Genomic DNA, 20,884 nt, shown 5'->3' with positions numbered 1-20,884 from the left:
ATAAGATAGACGGGCAAGAGGTGTTGCATGCTTTGAAGAAAGAGATCATCCACCACATACTCCCCAAGCAGTGGAGCTTTTATCTCTCCCTTAACCCCCTATCGATACGTTTAGGCTTAGCACATTTCTTACAATCTCTCGTTGGTTATCTCGAACTTTCTAAATTCACCCCTATGGATGTGATAAAATGGAAATGAATAAGGAGGGATTACGCTTGTTAAAGCAACTTCGGATTATACTCGCAATAAGCGTTGTGGCATTAGCGAGTTATTCACTAATCACCGGTAATCATCGGTTTATGGATGGCATGATGGTGTTACTTGGCGGTCTGTTAATTGTTGTCGGGATAGCGGAATTAAAAAGTGGTCGTAAAGAGGTAGCGGTTTTAAATATAGCTGCTTCGCTTTTTATTATTTTTATCGTCTTGCAAGCTTTCTTTTTAAACTAATGATTCATCAAAAGAAGGAGTTCAAGTGAAGCTCCTGTTTTAACGAATAGCACATTTCGTTAAAACAGGAGCTTTTTGGCGTGGCTTTCATCGCAGAAAATCATTTTGTAAGGAGAGAGATACGTTTTATCTAACCTAAAAAAACTTGGTATTTTTAGGAATAAAGACACTTTGACGGTTCGTCTGTTCGTACGTTATGCTAAAAATAGAACATTTGTTCTTATTGTGGTTGTGTTTTTGTCCACATTTTCCCTTTTAGTATAGAAAGGAGGTTATTTTATGAATCAATCTACTACAAGTTCTTGTAATCGTACTCGTCTCCTAATCCATTCTAAACGTTTTTCAAAAGGGGTCGTAAAAGCCTTTTTACAAAAGGAAGCACACAAGCAATTATTTGAACAAATCATACATGACCCAACAGGTGATCATGAAAAACAGCTTCATGAGGCATTTCAAGCTTATTACACAGAAATTCGCTTTGTTAGCTACATGTCAAAGCTCATTATTCATGTAGCACGTGATCACCGAGTAAAAAGGCAAAAACAGCAGCGCATTTTTTCGTATACACTCGATCAACCAGTTAACAAAGAAGGTGACACACGTTCAGCCCTCGATTTGATTGTTGGAGAAGAAGAGGTGTCTTACGAGGTTCAACATCTTGTGGACGAAGTGACCAATCCTTGCTTATATGACTCGTTTCATCACTTAACGAAGCGGCAACGACAAGTGCTTGAGGTGCACATTTTACATGAACAATCGTATACAAGTATTGCTGAACGTTTCGGAATTTCTCAGCAATCTGTATCAAGTACGTGCAAGCGCGCATTACGTAAATTGAGGGAGTCTTATGAAAAGGGGCGAGAACATGATTAGTGTGGATTGGATGAATCTTGTTGGCAATTTAGGATTTCCCATTGTTTTGTCGTTTTACTTACTGGTGCGTCTTGAAAATCGTGTGAAGCAACTAGAAGAATCTGTCGAAGAGTTAGTCAATGATATTCGAAAGAAGTGATGATCCATGCGTCTAGTTGAATTAATGAAAAGAGCTCAGTTCGGTGATGAAGAAGCGATGCAACAGCTTCTTAACTTATTTGAACCGAAAATAAAACAATGTGTGAAGTACGTTCCGTATCAAGACCGTGAAGACATTGAACAAGCCATTCGTCTTGAAATGATTCTTGCGATTCGAAAGTTTGATTTTCAATCTACACCAACGTTTTGGGAGATGTTATAAGTGGTTAAATTAGCTTGCCGTTCACCGTCGCTTAGACACGTTATCGTGAATAGGCGGGCTAATTTTGCGCTAGAATTGTCGAAAAGTTCTCTTGTTGAATGCCGGCTAACAAGGAGAGATTATGGTAAAATAATCCTAATACGACATGTCATGTAAGGATGATTCCTATGTTTCAACAGTTGTTGTTTAACGTAACGATCATTATTAGCTTTCTATTTGTGCTTAACGTAGTAAGAGAACGTGTAAAGGAAAAGAATGTGAAAGTAAATAAGTGGATGCGTATTTTCAGCTTAGGCGCCGCTTTTGGGATGTTAGGAATCATATTAATGATTTATACAATTCCGGTCGATGAACATACAATTATTGATTTACGTCATTTAGCAACGGTTGTCGTCGCAGTATACGCAGGATTTTGGGCATCTATTTTATCCGCTGTTATGATTGCAGTTGGTCGTATTGCTCTTTTTGGTATCCATCCAGCTGCTCTAGTCGCTTCATCGTTTATGGTGTTAATTGGCATCACTTGTGGCCTAATTTCAAAAAGAAACGTGGATATATCAACAAAGTTTCATACAATGAACGTCATGAGCTTACTATTAATCTTTGTAGCATTATTAATCAATATAGGTGATCTACAAAAGGTGCTTCGCATTTACTCCTATCATACAATCGTTTCTGTTTCAGGTGGCTTCCTTGTCTTTATGGTAGGGAAGTATTTATATCAATCAACCATTACCATTCAACGTCATCGCAGTTTATCACAAATGTTTTCCGTGTTAATTCGAAATGCGCATACAGGGACAATGATTGAAACAGCTGATCGACAGGTGGCCGTTATTAACCAAACCTTTTGTGACATCTTTGAGCTTGACGCAATCCCCAAACAGATGATAGGGAAAAAGAGTGACCAAATGTATGAAGAGAAGCAACACGTTGTTAAGCATTCAATGCGGTTTATTAAGCGTTTAGATGATATCATTGCAAAAAAGAAAGTGATTGAAGGAGAAGAATTTACGTTTGCAAATGGAAGGGTATATGCGCTTGATTATGTACCTATCTATGAAGGAAACGAGTATATTGGTCATTACTGGGAGTACCGCAATATCACGAAGAGAAAAGAAGCGGAAGAAAAGCTATTGAAATTAAATCAAGAGCTACAGCAATTATCTAATCGTGACGGTTTGACAAAGCTATCTAATCGCCGTGCGCTTGATAAAAGAATAAAAATGGAATGGGATTATGCAATCAAACAGCAACATTCGCTATCCTTTATTTTGTTCGATCTTGATTACTTTAAAGCCTATAACGACACGTACGGTCATTTAACAGGTGATGATTGTTTAGAAAAAGTAGGAGCAGCGATGCAAGATGTTATGGATCCTTCACTCTGTGTAGCAAGATACGGAGGAGAAGAATTTGCGGTTGTACTACCAGTGATGGATGAAGAAGAGACGATGAAGATTGCAGAAACGATTCGCATGAGCATCTACAACCTCAGTATTCCTCATGAAGCATCACCAATTAGTGATTATGTGACGGTTAGTGTTGGTGTGGCAACGATGATGCCGACTGAACAAGATTCAATGACGAGTTTAATCGAAGCGGCTGATCAAGCTCTTTATGATGCAAAAGGTGCGGGCCGTAATACAGTACGAGTAGCTAGAGGTAAGTGGTATGTCTCATAAATAACAAAAACCTTGCAATCGCAAGGTTTTTTAGTTATTTGTTTTTTTCGTCGTCCATTAAGCCTTTTGTGGCATTTTTGAACTCACGAAGCGTGTTTCCAACTGCTTTTCCAAGTTCGGGAAGCTTTTTCGGACCAAATAATAATAATGCGACAAAAACGATTAAGATGATTTCACCCATACCAAGATTCACTGCCTGCATCTCCTTATTAGTAACATGTCTCGCTTCTTACATTATATCGGAAACAGACAGGCATCACATAGTCTATTTTGTGACAATTGTTAAGCGGTTAATTTTAAGCCTACAACACCAGTGATGATGCAGAGAATAAGCAATATTCGCTTGATGTCTTTCGGTTCTTTAAAGAAAAGCATGCCTACTACCACGCTACCAGCCGATCCAATCCCAGTCCAAATGGCATAAGCCGTTCCGATAGGCAAATCGACTAATGAGAGAGACAGTAAATAAAAGCTTAATCCCCCAAACAAGATAAACCCAAGCGATGGCCACAAGCGCTTGAAGCCATCCGATAATTTTAAGAAAATCACTAAACCGACTTCACAGAAGCCAGCTAAAATAAGGGTAATCCACGCCATCTTAAGATGCCTCCGTTTCTGCTTTTGGCTCGTCGTTTGAAACAAGCTTTAACCCAATAATGCCGAAAATCATCAGTGTTAGAAAGAAAATCTTTCCTATACTTGTACCTTCGTTTAAAAAGATCATGCCAATGATAGCTGTTCCGGCCGCGCCAATTCCTGTGAATGCGGCGTATGCCGTTCCAATTGGAATCATCGAGAGCGATTTTGCAAATAAATAAAAGCTAATCGTAATAAACACAATCGTTACAATACTTGGAACAGTTTCAGTAAATCCATGTGAGTATTTTAATCCAATAGCCCATACGATTTCAGTTATTCCGCCAATAATTAAATAAATCCATCCCATATTTAACACTCCTTTATGCTTGAATTCCATCCCAAAAAATTGTCCAGGCATCGTTTATTTTTTGTTCATAGCGCTTTTCATCGTAATAAAAGCGCTGAATAAATAGCCCATCTGTAAGACAGTAAAAGCTATTAATCAGTGCGTCAATGTTAAGCTTGCGAATCTCTCCATTCTCCATGCCTGTTTGAAACAGCTCTTTAAGCGCGTCGTTTGTATAGGCTTCTGTACTTAAAAAGCGATTTTTCACTTCTTCATGTAAATGTTCAGGTGGGAAAAGGATCATTCGCTTATAAAGTGGACCAAATTGTTCGTTTTGTAAAAAGGTGCATGAATCAAACAAAAAGGCTTGTAGACGTTCCTTTGTCTTTTTTTGTTTGTGTTGGTTATAGCTTTTTTCGAGTTCCGCTAAAAAGATAGTCATTAAGTCCATTACAACAGCTAAAAATAAATCATCTTTGTTTTTAAAATGCGCGTACAAAGATGGTTTTTTAATGCCAACCTCTGTGGCAATGTCGGTCAGAGACGTACCGTTATATCCTTTTTGCCCAAATAACGTGCGCCCAGCGAGCTTGATGTTTTCAACTGTAGACAAAGAATCACCTGCTTTGCTTCGTTTAACTACCTAACGTTCGGTAGGCAAGGTGATTCTATCACAATAAAATGCCCAATACAAGCTTGCAGTTTAGTATAATGAAAATATACATAAAAGAAAGGGAGATGGCTCATGTACTTTGACGCGTTATTTGAAAATGACCAGCCAGTTGTTCGCTTCTAAGACGAGGCGAACAGTAGAACCTCGTCTTTTTTTATTCATAAAAAAAGAGACGGAGGAATGTAGATGAAATCAACGGTTGTAGGTGCCATTTGTTTATCGCTAGCCGCTAGCATATGGGGCGGGATGTATGTAGTCAGCAAGTATGTGTTAGAGGAGATTCCGCCAATGACACTCGTTTGGCTTCGCTATGTCATTGGACTTGTCGTGTTAATGACATTAGTAAAGTGGTCAACGAGAAAACAAAAAGTCATGATAACAAAGCGTGATTGGGGCTTGTTTGTATGGATTGGGTTCATTGGATATTTTGTGTCAATTGCTTGTCAGTTTATTGGAACAAAACTATCGGATGCACATACAGGAGCGCTTATTACATCAGCGACGCCAGCATTTATGGTGTTATTCGCGCGGTTTATTTTACATGAAGCATTGACGATTCGAAAGGGGTTATCTCTAATCCTTGCGACAGGTGGCGTTGTCATTGTTGTAGGAGTAGATAAGAACCTTGGGAGTGAACATGTGGGCAGCTGGATTTTAGTGCTTGCAGCGGTTACGTGGGCGCTGTTGTCAGTGTATGTAAAAGTGGCGGCAAAGCGTCATTCAAGCTTAACGATTACGACCTATGCCATCTTGTTTGCGTGTTTATTTACGACTCCATTTATGATGATGGAGATGAGCCGTGTGGGGATAGGAGAGCTTGATGGGCTCATCATCTTCGGTGTTCTCTACTTAGGCATTGTTTCCACTGCTGGTGCCTTCTTTCTTTGGAACAAGGGGTTAGAATTAATGGATGCGGGTGTTGGTTCCTTGTTTTTCTTTTTTCAACCGATTGTCGGTGCGTTTTTCGGGTGGTTATTGCTAAATGAAGTGTTGGAAGCTTCCTTTTTTGTGGGCGCATTGTTTATTGTCGCTGGCGTAGTGATTGCGACGTGGGTGAAGAAAGAGAGAAAAGAAGTCGTGTTTAAAGCGTAGAAAAAGGACGAAGCTGTTCAAGAGATTAATAGATAGAAAGGAATGGCGTTAAAGGGAGAGTTCCTTTAACGCCATTCCTTCTTTTGCTTATTCGTTCTCGATTGCTTTTTTTATTTCTTGTAGATGATTGCCATCTTCTTTTTTTATAATCCGTGTAAAGAGTGGTTTAACGAGCTTCATCATGAATGTTGAGGCGTTAATGTCACATGAAAAATGAATGTGAGTGCGCTCTCCATCTCCTTCAAATCGATAGTGATAAATGGTTTCTAAGCCTTGTACCTCGTTTTGAACGGAGTAGCGTTCATTTGGTACAAATTCAACAACTGTAAGAATGGCAGACGCTTCTTTTCCGCGAATGGCTCTTGTTTCTTTATACGATGTACCTACTTGAATGGGCCCTTCTGTTAGCTTCTCTACTTTTAAAATGTGTTTCATCATTTTTGGTGCATGTTCCATGTTAGAAGCAAATGCAAATGCTCTTTCTAACGGAACATTGACAATTACGTGATCTTGAAATGCTGACATAATAATCGCTCCTTCGTCGTACCTAGTTAAAAACAGTGTACCATGAAGTGACGTAGAAGGAGTGAGTCGTTTTTCTGCTTTCTCTTTTTTGAGTGATGATGTCTTAAAAAAATAAACAAGTATACCTTGGGGCATACTTGTGTTCAATTCCCCTGTTTAGATGAAAAATTAGGCATACATCGAAGGGGTTCCAAAGTATTCAATTGTATGAAAGTTTGGGTCATTGGAGTGAAAGTGAACAAAAATAGGAGCGGAATCAAGTGGGGAGTAGCGTTTGAAAAACATTTGATCGCCATATCGAATGGCTTGCAGAGCAAGGGGCATTTCTTTTTTGAAAATGGTGTATCGAATGGCTTGAATTGACTTGTCGATGTTTTCGTTGCCAACAAATACGTACACATAAAGCATGCAGGCGCCATCCTTTTGAAGCCATTCTGCAAATACCTCATCACGCATCGGTCCAATTTGATCGGTTGCAAACTGGTGATCTACGAATAAAAACAACTCGGCAGTTTCATCCGAATGCGTAAGAGTATATTTCCTGCAGATAACAGGATGGAGAGCGGTCACGCCTTGACGGTATGTCACACTAAGCTTTTGAGGATTCAATGTTGTCAAGGTGATTCATCCTTTCAATCTTTTACACAGTTTATGCGCACAGGGCTTGTTTGCGACCAAGAGTGTTCATCTTTTTTTAGAGATGGCTTAGTGAAAGTGTGATAGAGTAGAGGAAGAAGAAAGACAGGGAGGAAAGAGACGTGCAGCCGATTTATGTTATTTTATCGATTTTACTAGCCGCAATGCTATCGTATGATATCGCCAAGTTTGTTCGAGGAGAACGACCTGACTGGAAAGAGGCCATTGTGACTGTGCTTGTTTTTGCTGGTTTTTTAGCAGCATTACAGATGGCATTTGATGTGTTTTAATGCTTGTTCATCAGCTTTCATGATAAGAACGGTTAAGAAATATCGCTCTTTTTTGTATTCATCGTATGACTCTAACAGGAGCGCTAAGTTGGGCTGCACGAAGGAGACTCACATCGAAATGACCTTCCATGAGTTCAGCTTCTGTTGCCTTGTGCTTTTTGATTGTTTCGGTATGGACATTTTGGGTAAAATAGGGAACAGGGAGTGATGAACGATGAAGCCAAAAGCAATTATTTTTGATGCATATGGAACGTTATTTGATGTTCATTCTGTTGTGAAAAAGTGTAATGAGTACTATCCTGACATCGGTCAGCGCATTAGTGTGCTGTGGCGGACAAAGCAGATTGAATATGCGATGCAGCACCAGCTTATGGGGAGGTACGTCGACTTTTACGAGCTGACGAAAAAAGCGCTTCGTTATGCAGTAGAAGCATGTGAGGCGGCTATGTCAGAAGAAACCGAACAAGAATTAATGAATGCGTATCTACAGCTGAATGTGTATGACGAAGTCAAAGAAGTGTTGACCTACTTAAAGGAAAAGGGCTATACGCTTGCGATTTTTACAAACGGACCTAAGCATATGATTGAACCGCTCGTTCGCTACCACCGCATGCAGCATTTATTTCAAGATGTCATCTCAGTCGATGAAATCAAGCAATACAAGCCAACGATGGCAAGCTATCATTATGCAAAGAACAAGCTGAACATAGAGCGAGAGGAAGTGCTCTTTTTATCGTCAAACACATGGGACATTGCTGGTGCAAAAAATTATGGCTTTTCAACTGCATGGGTAAACCGTCAGCATAACGTAGCCGAGCACCTTGAGCTCGCACCGAATGTAGTCATTCAGAGTTTGGCTGATTTAGTGAAAAAGTGAAGAGTTGCAAACAAAAAGAGAAGGGACTATTCCCTTCTCTTTTCGTTTACCGGCACGCTAAATGAAATTGTTGTTCCTTCGTTTAAGGTGCTTCGAATGTGCAAGCCTTCACCGTATAATCGCTTTAAGCGTTGATGTGTATGAGCAAGACCGAATCCTTTTGTAGCATGAGTGGTGAGAGCTTGCTCAACTTGTTGTTCACTCATTCCGACACCATCGTCTGTGATAGTCACACGAACGGCTTCATTTTCACGTTGCATGGAAATAATAATTGTACCGCCTTTTGCTTGTTTTAACACACCATGCTTAATCGCATTTTCGACGAGTGTTTGAATGGAAAGCGGGGGCAAGGAAAAAGACAGCTCTTCTTCACAATCCCATTGAATATGAAGGCGCTTTCTGAAACGTTCTTGTTCAATGTATACATATGCACGTAACAAGTCGAGTTCATGCTCAATGGGTGCGGTTAGCTGTAAATTAAGCGGATCGAAGCTGCTTTTTAAATAGTGTCCAAACTCATCAAGCAAATGTACCATCCGATCAGTATCTATTTCGCCTAATGACGCAATGGTATTTAAGACATTGAATAAAAAATGAGGTTGAATTTGAGCGCGGAGCCATTCGGTCTCTGAGCGAGTGCGCTCTTCAGAAGCTGTTTTAAGCTGAAGCAAAGCCTTCACCCGATGCAAAAGCTCCATTTTGTTCACTGGTGTTTTCACATAATCGTTTGCTCCTGATTGAAATGCATAGTTGATTTCATCGGGTGTGGCGTGAGGAAGTAAAAGAAGAATAGGGCGCTCACATAGTGAAAAGTGTTGCCGTACTTTTTGTGAAAACGCATAGCCACACTCGTCCTTTAATATCGGATTCATAATAACAACATCCCACTTATGTAATTGATGCAAGGCATGATTCGTACAGCCCATATGGGTGACGAGATAGCCTTCTTTTTTTAATAGATTCATGATTTGATCATCGTGGTCGATGAGTAAAATCGCTTGCCTTTGTGCTGTCTTCATCTCAAACCCCCCTCATCTTTATTGAACGCTCTTTTGTTCGTTTCTATCTCATATCCTATGATACTTTGAATTAATTTGAAAGAGTTAATGAAAGATTTTCAACACGCAGAAAGGAAAATATTCTCAAACAATAAAATTGTACTAGGAATTTTGAACTTTTATACCGAAAAATAGATAAATCCATTTTAGACCTAAGGGTATGATTCCCTTGAAGGACAGGGTCAAAACCGTAAGTGACGGTTGTGAGGCCTTCTTTTTTGAGAAGGAATAAGATTTATATATTTCGTTTGATGAACATAGAATAGTGATAGTAGTAAAAAGAGAGAAGGAGGCTTGTATGAGAGCGGTTTTAATTGATGATGAGTATTTAGCATTGGATTATTTGGAGAGGCAGCTAAATAAAGTGGTGGCCATTGACATCATTGGAAAATATGAAAATCCAATAGTAGCATTAGATGAAGTGATCAAGGCAGATGTGGATGTGGTGTTTTTAGATATTCAAATGCCAGAAGTCAATGGCATTGATTTGGCTTCACAAATTATTGAACAAAAGCCAGACGTCATCATTGTATTTGTGACCGCTTATCAGGAGTACGCTGTACAAGCATTTGAACTAAATGCAATCGATTATGTCGTTAAGCCGATTCGACTTGATCGTTTGAAAAATACAATTCAGCGAATCGTCCAACAGATGCTGATACCAAAAGTCGTTCCCCAACATGTAGACGAATCACCGCTTCTGCTTCGATTAGGTAAGCAAATAACGGTTGAAAAGCACGGAGAGTGCGAAGTCATGAGCTGGCGAACGGCTAAATCATTGGAATTGTTTTTGTATTTACTACGTCATCGAGGCGTGATGGTACGAAAAGATGAGCTCGTTGACTTATTATGGCCAGATAGTGAAGTAGACAAAGGCTACTCTCAGCTCTATACGGCTATATACTATACGCGAAGGCTATTAAAAAAGTATGGCGATGCATTTAGCATTAAAAGTTATACAGAAGGCTACGTCATGCAGTTGACGAACGTAAACGTGGACGTAGAAGAGTGGGAGCAAGCGGTTATCTCACTAGGAAAGGTAACCAACGAGAACATTCATATGTGGGTAGAGAACATGCAGCTTTATGATGGCTCCTATCTAGCTAACTATGATTATTGGTGGATTGAAGCAGAGCGATATCGTCTTCAGCAGCTATGGGTTCAAACAGCGCTTCAAATGGCTCAATGGTTTCACGGTAACAAGCGAGTAGAAGAAGCCATTCATTGGTATAAATTAATTTGTGAACAAGATTCCTTATCCGAACAACCCTATTATGCACTGATGCAAATTTATGAAAAAGAGCATGAGTATCAAGCGGTGAACTACTATTACAAAGCCTTAGAAAAAGCATTATCAGACATTGATGAGACACCGAGCGCATCGATTCAACAATGGTATAAAGGCATTAAAGCCACATAAAAAGACGAAACACAGATTCAAGTGTTTCGTCTTTTTTTTGTTTAGAACGGTCTGTTCGTTGTTGAGAAATTGTTGAGGTCGTCTTTTTATGATGGTTCTAGAGATATGCTTCAAAAGTCATGTACGCATAAGGGGGGAAGGATAAGAGTATGCACAAATGTAAAGCAGGTATCGTCATGGTTCTTTTGTTTCTACTTGTGATGTCGCCAAGTTACACCGCTTCAGCTCAAGAGAAACTCGATTCGAGAAAGGTCTTATTGCTATATAGTACATTTGAGCAAAAAGTAAATGAGGAAGTGCGGATTATGGATGTTCTTCTTGGTCATTTTTCAAAGGAAGTGATCACACAAAACATTCAAAAGCTAGAAGGAGACCCGACCCTTCGTGGTATCACACACATTGTGTATGTAGGCTTAGAAAAAGAAAAAATAAACAAGGAAGCGATTGATTATTTAGTGAGATTCAAAGGACCTGTGTACGGTTTAGGCTATAATACAGATCAGTTTCCAAGTTTGAAAAACACGTTTCAAATGAAGCAAGAAGTGAGCGTGGAACGCCTTCTTTTTCATCAACCGAGCATTGAGAGAGAGCTAGACATTGAGCAAACATTCTTTAATATCACACCAAATGCAACAAGCAAAGTGGTGATGAATGCTCTGTACAAAGGCTCTTCTTATCCAGCTATTATTCAGGATGGTCCACATATGTATGCTGCGACTCATTCACTGAATGAATACGTTGGACCGTTTATTGGGGAAAGCTTATTTGACTTCTTCAAGCAAGAGCGAGAGCGGGATGAAAAGGTGGCTTATTTACGATTAGAAGACGTACATCCTTTGTCGGATCCGAAAAAATTAATGGACATCGCAGTGTATTTAAAAGAACAAAATGTCCCTTATATGATTACGGTGATTCCTGTGTACCAAAATCCTAAAACAAAAGTGCAATATCATATGCTCGATTCACCGAAAGTCGTAAAAGCGCTAAAGTATATGCAAGAAAATGGAGCAAGCATCGTCCTTCACGGCTACACGCATCAATACCGTGATCATGAAACAGGAGAAGGATTTGAATTTTGGGATGTTGATAATAATGCGCCAATCTTTGCACCAAAGGATCAAAATAACAAAGTAAAACGAGAAGCGGACTTCGCTACCTTTAAGGAATACCAAGAGTATGTGAAAAAAGGGAAGGCGTATGAAAAGAAATACATGACAACGAAGATCACAAAAGGAGTGCAAGAGCTAAATGCGCACGATTTAATATCCCTTGCGTTTGAAGCGCCACATTATACGATGTCACAAAACGGCTACTCCATTTTATCCAATCATTTTTCGACGTACATTGGTCAAGTTCAAGTGTCAGATGATACGTGGAAGCATATGTACTCGCCAACGTATACAAGTTATCCGGGATTTATGAATGACATGAAGCTAATTCCTGAGACCCTCGGGTACGTAGAGCATGGAGAACTCGCCGACGTTCATCTTATGCTTGAGAGAGCAGATTATTATAAGAACTTTTCCGATACCGTATTAGGTGGATTTTATCATCCTTTTCTAGGGGTGGATTTACTGAAAGAGTACGTTGAAGGGATGAATAAAATTGAAGGAATAAAATGGTTTGATTTGAAAAGCGAGCCCAATGAAGTAAGTGTGTCAAACGTGACGATTATATCAGACGAAGGAGCGGTAGTGGTTGCGGATGAGTCGACGATGACGACGTACAAAGCAAAAAATTTGCTGTCATTCTTTCAAAGAAACTTTCTCCTTGCAGCAGGTGGCATTGCGATCTTTGCGATTGTCTCGTCTTTAGTTAGTGTGATGTACATTCGTCGAAAAACGATGGAGGAGGAGGGCCATTTTGACTAACTACGTGTTTTCACTGTCATCGATATTGATTTGGTGCATGTTAATCTATCACATAGGCTTAATGCAAGGTGGCTTCTTTCATTCGCTTTCGTTTTTCCGCCGATCGAAAACATTTAAAGTGGTGCCTGATGAGGCGCTTCCGACTGTTTCGATTTTAATTCCAGCTCATAATGAAGAAGTCGTCATTTATGATACACTCATCGCTATGACAAAGCTGTATTACCCGAAAAATAAGCTTGAGATTATCGTTGTGAATGACAATTGTAGTGATGAGACGACACCTATTTGTCAGCTGCTCGCGTCTCGTTACTCGAATATCAAAGTCGTCGAAACGCGAGAGCCTTTTAAAGGGAAAGGAAAATCAAGCGCGCTGAATGAAGGACTTCAGCACTCAACGGGCGACGTGATTGTAGTGTATGATGCAGACAATATGCCTGAAAAGTATGCAGTTTATCATTTAGCTGTCGCGTTAATGAAGGACCCACAAGCAGGTGCTGTGGTAGGGAAGTTTCGTGTTGTGAATGCAACGAAAAATTTGTTAACACGATTTATCAATATCGAAACGCTTTGTTTTCAATGGATGGCACAAGCGGGTCGCTGGTTTTGGTTTAAAATGTGCACCATCCCAGGAACAAACTTTGCGATTCGTCGCTCCATTTTAGAATCGTTAGGCGGCTGGGATGTTAAAGCACTTTCGGAAGATACAGAGCTAAGCATTCGCGTCTACAATTTAGGCTATTACATTCGCTTTTATCCGCGAGCCATTACGTGGGAACAAGAGCCTGAATCGTGGCGTGTTTGGTGGAGGCAGCGCACGAGATGGGCAAGAGGCAATTTATATGTTGTGGTAAAGTATGTGAAAGGTTTTCGGAATCTTGAGCATAAAAAAGTCTACATTGATTTAATCTATTTGTTTTACACGTACGTTCTGTTTTTAGTTGGGGTGCTGCTGTCAAATGGGCTCCTTATTGCGAATCTTCTATTTGATTTACATCTCCAACATGGAGGAACGATGCTAACGTTGATGGTTCTAGCCTTTTGTATTTTCTTAACACAGGTGTCGCTCGCCCTTGCGATTGAAACGAATCAACTGACGGTAAAAAATGTACTCGTTCTCTTTTTAATGTATTTCACGTATTCGCAAATTTGGATTTTGTTAGTCATCCATGCAAGCTTCCTTGAGTTCAAGCGTATGGTGTTCAAGCAGGAGATTAAATGGTACAAAACCGCTCGCTTTGAACAAAAGCCACAGGTCGAAAAGGAACGTGGAGTTTCATAATGATTAAACGAAGAGGCTGAGCCATAGATTAGTAAAGAGTGTCGCTCGCTGAGTCAAAAAGGAGCGTTCTTTTCCTCTTTTTAACTCAGCTCCTTTCTTAAGAAGGAGACGGATGGAGATGAAACAAATGAAGCGCATCTTAATCCTCTTATCACTCGCTAGTATCTTAATCGGCGGGGGCCATTACGTTAAAAAGAGGTGGGATATGAAGAAAGCATACGCAACGGAACAATTTGTGAAAAAGCATATGATCAATGACAACGGCACCATTGCGACGTACCGAAATCAAACGGATGAAAAAAATGACGAGTTCGCGCTTGGACGGGAGTCCTTATCGGAATCAAGCGGCTTATGGCTTCATTATTTAGTCAGAACGAATCAATACAAAGCATTTGATCAACACCTATCAGTCGTGTATGAGCATTTTCTTCATAAGGAAAAAAAGTTGCTTTATTGGAAGATAGGAGAAGTCGGTGAAATCAATGCGACAACGAATGCCTTTATTGATGATTTACGCGTCATTGAAGCATTGTACATGGCCTATGAAAAGTGGGAAGATTTGCGAATGAGAAAGCTTGCTGATGAAATGTCAAAGGCAGTTATCACGTATCAGCAAAAAGCAGGGATGTTCATGGATTATTATGACATGAAGCATGAGTGGCTAGGCAGTCAAATCACACTATCGTATATCATTCCAGAAGCGTTCTTTTACATGACAAAGTATCACAAGCTACCAAGAAGTGATTATTTGCGAATGGTTCATTTTTTAAAAGACATCCCAACAAAAGCCGGCTTTTTTCCAAAAAACTATCAAGTCGAAGAGAAAGCATTTATTTATGATAAAAAAATTAATCTGATTGATCAATCGTACATCGCGTACCATTTAGCGACAATTGGAGAAGCGCACACGGAGTATGCGGATTGGGTGTACGGAGAGTTTGATCGGAACGGCAAACTATTTGGTTCCTATTCACGGAATAAACATCCATTAACCAACGATGAATCGCCAGCACTCTATGGGATTACCATTTTATACTTTCTACAAATTGGCTATCTAAAAGAAGCGCTAGAATTGTATGAGCGAATGATTGCCTTTCGTACAAGTAACCCAATGAGTCGATTTTACGGAGGCTATGTGACACTCGAAAACAAAGATACACATATTTTTGATAACCTCTTTCCTCTCTTAGCAGAAGATGAATTGGTGAAGAGAGGGTTGCTAGAAACAAAGCTTCACCCATAGAGACAGTCATGTAAGATAAAAGAATGTGCATCAGTATGCTACCATGATGCACATTCTTTTATTTCGTTCCATATACTAGAGTAGATAGAAGAAATTCTATGAAAATAAACAACTGAGAGGGAAGATGAATCATTGTTTCGAGGTATGCTAGTAAAACTAAGTCTTTGCTTTACTCTACTATTCTCGTTAACTAACGGGATATTTTCAATGTCAGAAGCAAGCGCGTATTCGACCGAGCGTTTTATTAATAAGCATATGGTGAATCCAAATGGAACACTTGCGACTTACAGACTGCCAAATTCGACAGTTGATCCTAACTATGCATTAGGAAGAGAAGCACTGTCGGAATCGATTGGATTATGGATGGAGTATTTGCTTATTCAAGGAAAACAACGTGAGTTTGATGGACAAGCTCAGCTCGTCAATGACTATTACAAAGACTCCACGAAGCACTTACTCTATTGGAAGCTCGCATCAGACGGGACGAAGAACTCTACGACGAATGCACTCATCGATGATTTGAAAGTAATAGAAGTATTATACGGTGCATATGAAAAGTGGGGCATGTCTTCTTATAAACAAACTGCTGATCAATTAGCGCGTGGCTTGGCGCAATATCAAAAGAAAAAAGGAATTTACAGTGATTACTATGATATTGTCAACGACTGGGTTGGCAATCAAGTGACTCTTTCTTACCTCAATCCTTATGCCTTCAATAAAATGGTGCAATACGGCATCATCCCCCAAGCAGAAGCAGATCGCCAATTACTTGTAGCGACAAATGCTCCATCAAAGAACGGCTTCTTACCAAAACGCTACATCATCTCTAAACAGGTGTATCGCTATGACACACGCATTAACATGATTGACCAATCGTATGCAGCGCTTCAATTATCAAGAAATGGCGTGCCGAAAATGGAGCTTGCTAACTGGATCGAGTCTGAATTCTTAAAGAACGGCAAATTATACGGTCAGTACGACCTTCACACAAAGAAGCCTCTTGTAAGCTATGAATCTCCGGCTTTATACGGCATTACGATTTTGTACTTCCTTAAAATAGGAAAAACGGATACGGCTGTGAACATGTATAACCGCATGATTCAGTTCCGAGAAAACCATGCAGCCAATACGTATTACGGTGGTTACGTCACCCTTGCTAATCACGACACGCACATGTTTGATAACTTGTATCCGTTATTAGCAGAAGCAGAGCTTGTCAGGCGAAATGTCATTTAAACAGAAAGAGAGTCAAACCTAGTCAAAAGGTTTGACTCTCTTTTTTAGCCTTTCATACTCACATTCGGTACCGATTTTTCACTCCGAGACCAAACGACTACAGGGATGAGAAGAAGGGATAAAAGTCCACCGGCAATCGATAAGAAAGCATAGCTAGAATGTGCGACGACCATGCCTGAAAGAACGCCACCAGAAGCTCCCGATAACGCGATAAGTACATCGACGTTTCCTTGTACTTTGGCGCGGTTTGAAGGTTCGGTTGCGTCAACAATTTGAGCGGTGCCGCTAATCAACCCAAAATTCCATCCTAATCCAAGTAGCGATAAAGCGATAATTAAAAGCGTCATCGAGTCAGCGGGTGCGAGTGCCGCAACCAATCCTGCTAGTAAAAGCGTTACACCAGACGCGATGCTCATTGTCGTTCGTCCGAGTTTATCAACCAATAGACCAGTGAAAAGAGAAGGAAGATACATCGCGCCAACATGAAAAGCAATGACTAGCCCAACGTCTCCTATATGATGACCGTGGTGCATCATATGTACAGGTGTCATCGTCATAATGGCTACCATGACAATCTGTGTAAGCACCATCACGGTCACACCAACAGTCAATCCTCGTTTATTTGAAGTGCTGTGTACGACGTCTGTTTTCTCTTGTGCTTGATCTAGCTGTTTTGCGATGGTTAATGGATCTGGACGAAGCATCATAAAAAGAATAAGTCCTGCTACGATAAACGCAGTGGCAGATAAAAGAAACGGACCAGCAAGTGCGGGAACACCAATGGAAAGCGCAAATGTGCCCATGACATCAACTAAATTCGGACCGGCTACCGCTCCAAAGGTTGTCATCACCATCGTAATGCTTACGGCAGTGGCACGCTGCTTTTTCGTTGCTAAGTCGGTTCCAGCATAGCGAGCCTGTAGGTTTGTAGCGGTTCCTGCTCCATAAATAAAAAGAGATAAAAATAAAAGCAGCACACTATTTAGTAATGTGGCGATCACGACACCTATGGCTCCTAGTCCCCCTGTTAAAAATCCAGCGGTCAAGCCAATGCGACGACCGTGTCGCTGTGATACTTTTCCAACGATAAAAGCCGCTAAAGCAGACCCTATTGTAAATAAAGCAGTTGGTAGTCCAGCGAGCGCATCGGTTCCAAGCATTTGTTGAGCCAACAGTGCTCCGACAGTAATCCCTGCCGCAAGACCGGCTCCACCGAAAATTTGCGATAAGCTCACTACAACTAACACACGCTTATATAGTTTCTGTCTTGCTTCTTTCGAATTAATGTAAACATCCATGTTTACGCACCTTCTTTCGATGAAAGCTTACTAGAATGGTTGAATTGTAAGCTTCTATCCAATAGTTGTCAATTTATTTTTATTCATATAGGAACACATTCTTTCATTGTTTAGCTTTTTATTTAAAACGGGTACACTATGAAAAAGGATGTGATGACGTTGATTGAAAAGCAGCTTGTAGGAGAGAAGGCCGCAGACTATGTAAAAGATGGAATGGTTGTCGGATTAGGGACGGGTTCAACAGTCTATTACACACTGCAGGCGTTAGGAAAGCGGATACAAGAAGGGCTTGCCATTAAAGGGATACCAACATCTCGACAAACAGAAGAATTAGCTCGTCAGCTTCGCATTCCGCTCGTGTCGTTTGCTGATATTTCTCATATTGATCTCGCCATTGATGGAGCGGATGAAATAGATAGAAATCGTGCGCTCATAAAAGGTGGAGGTGGCGCACTTCTTCGTGAAAAAATTATTGCAAATGCGTCGAATGAATTGATTGTGATTGCCGATTCGAAAAAGATGGTGCATACATTAGGGGTGTTTCCACTTCCAATTGAAGTCGTCCGGTTCGGTTGGGAAATGACCGCCAAACACATCCGCGACCTTGGCTGTGTCCCGCGCCTTAGATTGAAGGAGGATCACACCCCGTTCATCACCGACAACAGCAACTACATCATTGATGCTCACTTCCATGCAATTGAAGACCCCCACATTCTCGAACAAATGCTCAACTCCATTCCTGGAGTAGTCGAAAACGGTTTGTTTGTTGGAATGACAGATAAAATGATTACGGTGAAGCGAGGGAAGATTCAAGTGTTGTAAAAAGCCAGGCAAAGAAGCCTGGCTTTTTTTATTGGGTTAAACGTTTACCAAAAAAGTCCAGCTTAATGGTATGATAAACGTTTAACACTTTATTGTTGGTGTAATTTTGTAGTTTAGATTTAACAAACATTGTTCTCAATGACCACACTTTATGAAAGCGTTTTATTATATGATGACAATAGGAGGTTTTAGTTATGATAACCGAAGAGAGACCAGCAATTCTATTACATCACTTGTTGAGTGTAAAGGGCCCTACAATGAATCAACTAGTGGTTGAAACGAAGCTGACGAAGCGACAAATCTCTTATGATTTAGAAAAAATTAATCATTGGCTTAAACAGCATCATATGCCTCCCATTCAGTATAAACGAGTTCAAATGATAACCGTTCCTCCTGATTCTGAAGAGTATATACGAAAACAGCAACAGCAACAACTTCAAAACGAAAGTCAGTTTGTACTTACAGAAAAGGAACGCATGATAGCTATTTATTTGTTCTTATTTGTTCGTCAGGAGTCTATATCGTTAGCTCACCTTATTCAACTTTTGCAAGTGAGTAAATCAACGGTGATATCGGATGTGAAAAAAGCAAATGAGCTTCTTACTCCATTCGTTGTCAAAATTGACTACACACGGCACAGAGGATATCACCTGAAAGGAACCGAGTTTGATAAGCGAGTAGTTGTACTTGAATACGTGACACAACTTTTACAGAAGCCTTATGGAGAAGCATCTATTCAATACATCTTAAAAATGGCAGAACGAGAAAATCGCCTTGACCAAATTGACCATACGTTAGCTACTATTAAACAAGAATGTGATGTTCAATTTGTGGAGGAACGCCTGACTCAATTCTCTTCCTTTCTCCTTTTCTATTACTATAGACAACAAGAAAAGAAGTTTGTCCGTTTTCACTCTGATGAAATTGCAGTATTAGCACAAGATCCGATGAGAAAAGTGACAGAAAGAATGATGCGGTTGTTAGAAATAGAAATAGTGGAAGAAGAAGTGTGCTATTTAATTGTTCAGCTCTTAGGTTTATCACTTGGAAATCTATCTGTTCAACATGATCTTCTCTTTAAAATTTGTGAACGATTAGTCTCAGATTTTGAAACGAAGGCATGCATCATGTTTGAGCAGAAAAGTGATGTTATCCAAACCCTGTATCGGCATGTAAAGCCTGCTTACTTTCGCATGAAATATCGAATTCCAATTAGTAACCCACTTCTTCAAGAAATCAAGAATGAGCATAAAGAGCTGTATATGATTGTAGAGGAACTCCTTTTACCATTGGAATCGCTCTTGAATATTACGATATCTGAAGAAGAGATTGGTTTTATTACCATTCACTTTGGTGCATTGCTTGAAAAACCAAAGAGAATGACTCCAAAGAAAAAGCGAGCTATTGTTGTCTGTCCAAGTGGAGTCAGCTCGTCTTTAATGGTAAAGAACCAGCTAGATTCATTGTTTTCCGAAGTAAATGTCGAACGAACGATGTCCCTACACGAATTTCAAAATGAAACATTAGAAGACGATGTGCTCATCTTTTCAACTGTTTTTCTCCAAACAAATGCTTTGTATTTTCACGTAAAGCCGATAATGACTCCGACTGAGAAGAGTCGTTTAGTCAATGAAGTATATCAGCATCTTTTTGGAATCAGTCACTATAACCTATCGGTACCAGAATTAATTAAGGTAATAAAAAAGCATGCAGATGTATTTGATGAAAGAGGATTGAAAGAAGCTTTAAGTAAATGGACTGTGCATCAAAAAGTTGATGATAGTAATAGGAGGAAACGACCAGTGCTAAAAGAGTTATTAACAAAAGAAACCATCCAAATTGTAGATGAAATTACTGATTGGGAAGAAGCTATTCAAGTAGCTGCAACTCCACTAATGAATAACAAAGCTATTGAATCTTCTTATATTGAGGCGATGATCCATACGATTAAGACGCTAGGTCCTTACGTTATCATCGGTCCTGAAATTGCTATTCCACATGCTCGTCCTGAAAATGGAGTCAATCAAATAGGAATGAGTTTTCTCAAGCTCAACAAACCTGTTCATTTTCTAGGCAATGATGAGCATCCTGTACGATTAATCATTTGTGTTGCTGCGATTGATAATAAAACACATTTAACCGCTCTATCTCAATTAACGAAATTATTAAGTAAAAAAGAGCATTTGCAACAATTAAAGGAAGTAAACCAGGTAGACGAAGTTATTCAATTAGTAGACGAATACTCAGCATTATCAACGAATTGAAGGAGGAA

At 39.9% G+C, this 20,884-nt stretch carries 23 protein-coding genes; 15 read left to right on the top strand and 8 right to left on the bottom strand.

Annotation, left to right across the window (positions count from 1 at the left end; genetic code table 11):
* Positions 1-214: 214 nt before the first annotated feature.
* The 5 genes from JOC83_RS06175 to JOC83_RS06155 all read left to right on the top strand — a co-directional run bounded on the left by JOC83_RS06175 (position 215) and on the right by JOC83_RS06155 (position 3,367).
* Positions 215-448, top strand: a complete 234-nt coding sequence (locus JOC83_RS06175) for a DUF3953 domain-containing protein (RefSeq protein WP_205185372.1) — start codon at positions 215-217, stop codon at positions 446-448.
* Positions 449-727: 279 nt separating this feature from the next.
* Positions 728-1,321, top strand: coding sequence for a sigma-70 family RNA polymerase sigma factor (locus JOC83_RS06170; RefSeq protein ID WP_205185370.1), 594 nt, complete (start codon positions 728-730; stop codon positions 1,319-1,321).
* Entirely contained in the window at positions 1,314-1,460 is a 147-nt protein-coding gene (locus JOC83_RS06165; RefSeq protein WP_205185368.1) for a YvrJ family protein, read from the top strand. Before JOC83_RS06170 ends, JOC83_RS06165 begins: the two co-directional genes overlap by 8 nt.
* 6 nt (positions 1,461-1,466) lie before the next feature.
* Positions 1,467-1,682, top strand: a complete 216-nt coding sequence (locus JOC83_RS06160; RefSeq protein WP_205185366.1) for a helix-turn-helix domain-containing protein — start codon at positions 1,467-1,469, stop codon at positions 1,680-1,682.
* Between the two features lie 167 nt (positions 1,683-1,849).
* The gene (locus JOC83_RS06155) at positions 1,850-3,367 is read left to right on the top strand and encodes a sensor domain-containing diguanylate cyclase (protein WP_205185364.1); all 1,518 of its coding nucleotides are present in this window, start codon (positions 1,850-1,852) and stop codon (positions 3,365-3,367) included.
* A gap of 34 nt (positions 3,368-3,401) precedes the next feature.
* On the opposite strand, the gene JOC83_RS06150 is transcribed toward JOC83_RS06155, so the two are convergent.
* The 4 genes from JOC83_RS06150 to JOC83_RS06135 all read right to left on the bottom strand — a co-directional run bounded on the left by JOC83_RS06150 (position 3,402) and on the right by JOC83_RS06135 (position 4,905).
* Positions 3,402-3,560, bottom strand: coding sequence for a twin-arginine translocase TatA/TatE family subunit (locus tag JOC83_RS06150; protein ID WP_338038874.1), 159 nt, complete (start codon positions 3,558-3,560; stop codon positions 3,402-3,404).
* Between the two features lie 89 nt (positions 3,561-3,649).
* Positions 3,650-3,964 (bottom strand): DMT family transporter, encoded by a 315-nt coding sequence (locus JOC83_RS06145; RefSeq protein WP_205185350.1) that lies wholly within the window; start codon positions 3,962-3,964, stop codon positions 3,650-3,652.
* A 1-nt stretch (position 3,965) separates the two neighbouring features.
* Positions 3,966-4,313: a DMT family transporter gene (locus JOC83_RS06140; RefSeq protein ID WP_205185348.1), complete on the bottom strand. Its 348-nt coding sequence runs from the start codon at positions 4,311-4,313 to the stop codon at positions 3,966-3,968.
* Between the two features lie 13 nt (positions 4,314-4,326).
* Positions 4,327-4,905, bottom strand: coding sequence for a TetR/AcrR family transcriptional regulator (locus JOC83_RS06135; RefSeq protein ID WP_205185346.1), 579 nt, complete (start codon positions 4,903-4,905; stop codon positions 4,327-4,329).
* A 246-nt stretch (positions 4,906-5,151) separates the two neighbouring features.
* On the opposite strand from JOC83_RS06135, the gene JOC83_RS06130 reads away from it, so the two are divergent.
* Complete coding sequence (locus JOC83_RS06130; RefSeq protein WP_205185343.1) at positions 5,152-6,057, top strand: DMT family transporter; 906 nt, start codon at positions 5,152-5,154, stop codon at positions 6,055-6,057.
* A gap of 87 nt (positions 6,058-6,144) precedes the next feature.
* Here the strand turns inward: JOC83_RS06130 and JOC83_RS06125 are convergent, their stop codons facing one another.
* Positions 6,145-6,582 (bottom strand): SRPBCC family protein, encoded by a 438-nt coding sequence (locus JOC83_RS06125; RefSeq protein ID WP_205185339.1) that lies wholly within the window; start codon positions 6,580-6,582, stop codon positions 6,145-6,147.
* 168 nt (positions 6,583-6,750) lie between these two features.
* Entirely contained in the window at positions 6,751-7,200 is a 450-nt protein-coding gene (locus JOC83_RS06120; RefSeq protein WP_205185337.1) for a staygreen family protein, read from the bottom strand.
* A 140-nt stretch (positions 7,201-7,340) separates the two neighbouring features.
* Between JOC83_RS06120 and JOC83_RS06115 the strand changes: the two genes are divergently transcribed.
* Both JOC83_RS06115 and JOC83_RS06110 read left to right on the top strand, forming a co-directional pair.
* Positions 7,341-7,508, top strand: a complete 168-nt coding sequence (locus JOC83_RS06115; RefSeq protein WP_205185330.1) for a hypothetical protein — start codon at positions 7,341-7,343, stop codon at positions 7,506-7,508.
* A 214-nt stretch (positions 7,509-7,722) separates the two neighbouring features.
* Positions 7,723-8,385 carry a haloacid dehalogenase type II gene (locus JOC83_RS06110; RefSeq protein WP_205185328.1) on the top strand — a complete coding sequence of 221 codons (663 nt, stop codon included), beginning with the start codon at positions 7,723-7,725 and terminating at the stop codon, positions 8,383-8,385.
* A gap of 26 nt (positions 8,386-8,411) precedes the next feature.
* Here JOC83_RS06110 and JOC83_RS06105 read toward each other — a convergent pair whose 3' ends face one another.
* On the bottom strand, positions 8,412-9,404 hold the full coding sequence (locus JOC83_RS06105; protein ID WP_205185325.1) for a histidine kinase: 993 nt from the start codon (positions 9,402-9,404) through the stop codon (positions 8,412-8,414).
* Between the two features lie 337 nt (positions 9,405-9,741).
* Here JOC83_RS06105 and JOC83_RS06100 point away from each other — a divergent pair, with 337 nt between their 5' ends.
* The 5 genes from JOC83_RS06100 (at position 9,742) to JOC83_RS06080 (ending at position 16,492) form a co-directional block, all read left to right on the top strand.
* Positions 9,742-10,863: a response regulator gene (locus JOC83_RS06100; protein ID WP_205185323.1), complete on the top strand. Its 1,122-nt coding sequence runs from the start codon at positions 9,742-9,744 to the stop codon at positions 10,861-10,863.
* A gap of 149 nt (positions 10,864-11,012) precedes the next feature.
* Positions 11,013-12,734, top strand: coding sequence for a polysaccharide deacetylase family protein (locus JOC83_RS06095; RefSeq protein WP_205185321.1), 1,722 nt, complete (start codon positions 11,013-11,015; stop codon positions 12,732-12,734).
* Entirely contained in the window at positions 12,727-14,013 is a 1,287-nt protein-coding gene (locus JOC83_RS06090) for a glycosyltransferase family 2 protein (protein WP_205185319.1), read from the top strand. The genes JOC83_RS06095 and JOC83_RS06090 overlap by 8 nt, the downstream gene beginning before the upstream one ends.
* 118 nt (positions 14,014-14,131) lie before the next feature.
* Positions 14,132-15,256, top strand: coding sequence for a glycosyl hydrolase family 8 (locus JOC83_RS06085; RefSeq protein ID WP_205185317.1), 1,125 nt, complete (start codon positions 14,132-14,134; stop codon positions 15,254-15,256).
* Between the two features lie 207 nt (positions 15,257-15,463).
* Positions 15,464-16,492 (top strand): transcriptional regulator, encoded by a 1,029-nt coding sequence (locus tag JOC83_RS06080; RefSeq protein WP_205185315.1) that lies wholly within the window; start codon positions 15,464-15,466, stop codon positions 16,490-16,492.
* Positions 16,493-16,536: 44 nt separating this feature from the next.
* Here the strand turns inward: JOC83_RS06080 and JOC83_RS06075 are convergent, their stop codons facing one another.
* A complete protein-coding gene (locus JOC83_RS06075; RefSeq protein ID WP_205185313.1) occupies positions 16,537-17,790 on the bottom strand; it encodes an MFS transporter in 1,254 nt (417 codons plus the stop codon).
* 153 nt (positions 17,791-17,943) lie between these two features.
* Here JOC83_RS06075 and rpiA point away from each other — a divergent pair, with 153 nt between their 5' ends.
* Positions 17,944-18,612 carry a ribose-5-phosphate isomerase RpiA gene (gene rpiA, locus JOC83_RS06070; RefSeq protein ID WP_378913299.1) on the top strand — a complete coding sequence of 223 codons (669 nt, stop codon included), beginning with the start codon at positions 17,944-17,946 and terminating at the stop codon, positions 18,610-18,612.
* Between the two features lie 194 nt (positions 18,613-18,806).
* Positions 18,807-20,876, top strand: a complete 2,070-nt coding sequence (locus JOC83_RS06065) for a BglG family transcription antiterminator (protein WP_205185309.1) — start codon at positions 18,807-18,809, stop codon at positions 20,874-20,876.
* Positions 20,877-20,884 lie beyond the last annotated feature (8 nt).

Origin of the sequence: Priestia iocasae, assembly GCF_016909075.1 — a bacterium.
In the GTDB taxonomy this organism is placed as follows: Bacteria; Bacillota; Bacilli; order Bacillales; family Bacillaceae_H; genus Priestia; species Priestia iocasae.
The sequence above is the reverse complement of the archived record's forward strand: the minus strand, read 5'-3'. Positions and strand labels throughout refer to the sequence as shown.